This is a genomic window from Streptomyces sp. 7N604, assembly GCF_052245475.1.
Classification (GTDB): domain Bacteria; phylum Actinomycetota; class Actinomycetes; order Streptomycetales; family Streptomycetaceae; genus Streptomyces.
Genome location: NZ_JBQQBX010000082.1, coordinates 1 through 3190, shown reverse-complemented (window position 1 = coordinate 3190; position 3190 = coordinate 1). Strand labels below are relative to the sequence as shown.

1 rRNA gene is annotated in these 3190 nt (G+C 57.7%); it reads right to left on the bottom strand.

What is annotated here, in order from left to right:
- Window positions 1-21: 21 nt before the first annotated feature.
- Window positions 22-3141 (bottom strand): 23S ribosomal RNA (locus ACTWP8_RS38060).
- Window positions 3142-3190: the final 49 nt, after the last annotated feature.

The window sequence follows — 3190 nt, the reverse complement described above, 5'->3', positions numbered from 1 at the left end:
ACACAGTGAACGCGAGCATCTGAGGACAAGCCCTCGGCCTATTAGTACCAGTCAACTCCACCCGTTACCAGGCTTCCATATCTGGCCTATCAACCCAGTCGTCTCCTGGGAGCCTTAACCCCTCAACGGGGGTGGGAGTCCTCATCTCGAAGCAGGCTTCCCGCTTAGATGCTTTCAGCGGTTATCCCTCCCGAACGTAGCCAACCAGCCATGCCCTTGGCAGAACAACTGGCACACCAGAGGTTCGTCCGTCCCGGTCCTCTCGTACTAGGGACAGCCCTTCTCAAGACTCCTACGCGCACAGCGGATAGGGACCGAACTGTCTCACGACGTTCTAAACCCAGCTCGCGTACCGCTTTAATGGGCGAACAGCCCAACCCTTGGGACCGACTCCAGCCCCAGGATGCGACGAGCCGACATCGAGGTGCCAAACCATCCCGTCGATATGGACTCTTGGGGAAGATCAGCCTGTTATCCCCGGGGTACCTTTTATCCGTTGAGCGACGGCGCTTCCACAAGCCACCGCCGGATCACTAGTCCCGACTTTCGTCCCTGCTCGACCCGTCGGTCTCACAGTCAAGCTCCCTTGTGCACTTACACTCAACACCTGATTGCCAACCAGGCTGAGGGAACCTTTGGGCGCCTCCGTTACCCTTTAGGAGGCAACCGCCCCAGTTAAACTACCCACCAGACACTGTCCCTGATCCGGATCACGGACCCAGGTTAGACATCCAGCACGACCAGAGTGGTATTTCAACAATGACTCCACGAACACTGGCGTGCCCGCTTCACAGTCTCCCACCTATCCTACACAAGCCGAACCGAACACCAATATCAAGCTGTAGTAAAGGTCCCGGGGTCTTTCCGTCCTGCTGCGCGAAACGAGCATCTTTACTCGTAGTGCAATTTCACCGGGCCTATGGTTGAGACAGTCGAGAAGTCGTTACGCCATTCGTGCAGGTCGGAACTTACCCGACAAGGAATTTCGCTACCTTAGGATGGTTATAGTTACCACCGCCGTTTACTGGCGCTTAAGTTCTCAGCTTCGCCACCCCGAAGAGTGACTAACCGGTCCCCTTAACGTTCCAGCACCGGGCAGGCGTCAGTCCGTATACATCGCCTTACGGCTTCGCACGGACCTGTGTTTTTAGTAAACAGTCGCTTCTCGCTGGTCTCTGCGGCCACCACCAGCTCAGGGAGCAAAGCCCCATCACCAGCAATGGCCCCCCTTCTCCCGAAGTTACGGGGGCATTTTGCCGAGTTCCTTAACCATAGTTCACCCGAACGCCTCGGTATTCTCTACCTGACCACCTGAGTCGGTTTAGGGTACGGGCCGCAACAGCACTCACTAGAGGCTTTTCTCGACAGCATAGGATCATCCACTTCACCACAATCGGCTCGGCATCAGGTCTCAGACTTGAAGTCACGCGGATTTACCTGCGTGACGTCCTACACCCTTACCCCGGGACAACCACCGCCCGGGCTGGACTACCTTCCTGCGTCACCCCATCGCTCACCTACTACCGGATCGGACCACCGGCTCCACCACAACCCAGTCCGAAGACCAGGCGCAGCTTCACGGGCTTAGCATCACCGGATTCAGCGTTGGCGCACTGTCACGGGTACCGGAATATCAACCGGTTGTCCATCGACTACGCCTGTCGGCCTCGCCTTAGGTCCCGACTTACCCTGGGCAGATCAGCTTGACCCAGGAACCCTTAGTCAATCGGCGCACACGTTTCCCACGTGTGTATCGCTACTCATGCCTGCATTCTCACTCGTGAACCATCCACAACTCCCTTACAGGGCTGCTTCACCCGGCACACGACGCTCCCCTACCCACCCCAGCAGACGTTGGTCCTTACGCTGGAGTGACACGACTTCGGCGGTACGCTTGAGCCCCGCTACATTGTCGGCGCGGAATCACTTGACCAGTGAGCTATTACGCACTCTTTCAAGGATGGCTGCTTCTAAGCCAACCTCCTGGTTGTCTCTGCGACTCCACATCCTTTCCCACTTAGCGTACGCTTAGGGGCCTTAGTCGATGCTCTGGGCTGTTTCCCTCTCGACCATGGAGCTTATCCCCCACAGTCTCACTGCCGCGCTCTCACTTACCGGCATTCGGAGTTTGGCTAAGGTCAGTAACCCGGTAGGGCCCATCGCCTATCCAGTGCTCTACCTCCGGCAAGAAACACACGACGCTGCACCTAAATGCATTTCGGGGAGAACCAGCTATCACGGAGTTTGATTGGCCTTTCACCCCTAACCACAGGTCATCCCCCAGGTTTTCAACCCTGGTGGGTTCGGGCCTCCACGACCTCTTACAGCCGCTTCACCCTGCCCATGGCTAGATCACTCCGCTTCGGGTCTTGGGCATGCTACTCAAAACGCCCTCTTCGGACTCGCTTTCGCTACGGCTCCCCCACACGGGTTAACCTCGCAACACACCGCAAACTCGCAGGCTCATTCTTCAAAAGGCACGCAGTCACGACACGCAGGCAAGCCTGCGTGCGACGCTCCCACGGCTTGTAGGCACACGGTTTCAGGTACTATTTCACTCCGCTCCCGCGGTACTTTTCACCATTCCCTCACGGTACTATCCGCTATCGGTCACCAGGGAATATTTAGGCTTAGCGGGTGGTCCCGCCAGATTCACACGGGATTTCTCGGGCCCCGTGCTACTTGGGAATCACACAAGCAAGCCGCTGACATTTCAGCTACGGGGGTCTTACCCTCTACGCCGGGCCTTTCGCATGCCCTTCGCCTACATCAACGGTTTCTGACTCACCCAGCCGCCGGCAGACGACTGAAGCGCGATCCCACAACCCCGCATGCGCAACCCCTGCCGGGTATCACACACATACGGTTTAGCCTCATCCAGTTTCGCTCGCCACTACTCCCGGAATCACGGTTGTTTTCTCTTCCTGCGGGTACTGAGATGTTTCACTTCCCCGCGTTCCCTCCACACACCCTATGCGTTCAGATGCGGGTGACAGCCCATGACGACTGCCGGGTTTCCCCATTCGGACACCCCCGGATCACAGCTCGGTTGACAGCTCCCCGGGGCCTATCGCGGCCTCCCACGTCCTTCATCGGTTCCTGGTGCCAAGGCATCCACCGTGCGCCCTTAAAAACTTGGCCACAGATGCTCGCGTCCACTGTGCAGTTCTCAAACAACGACCAGCCACCC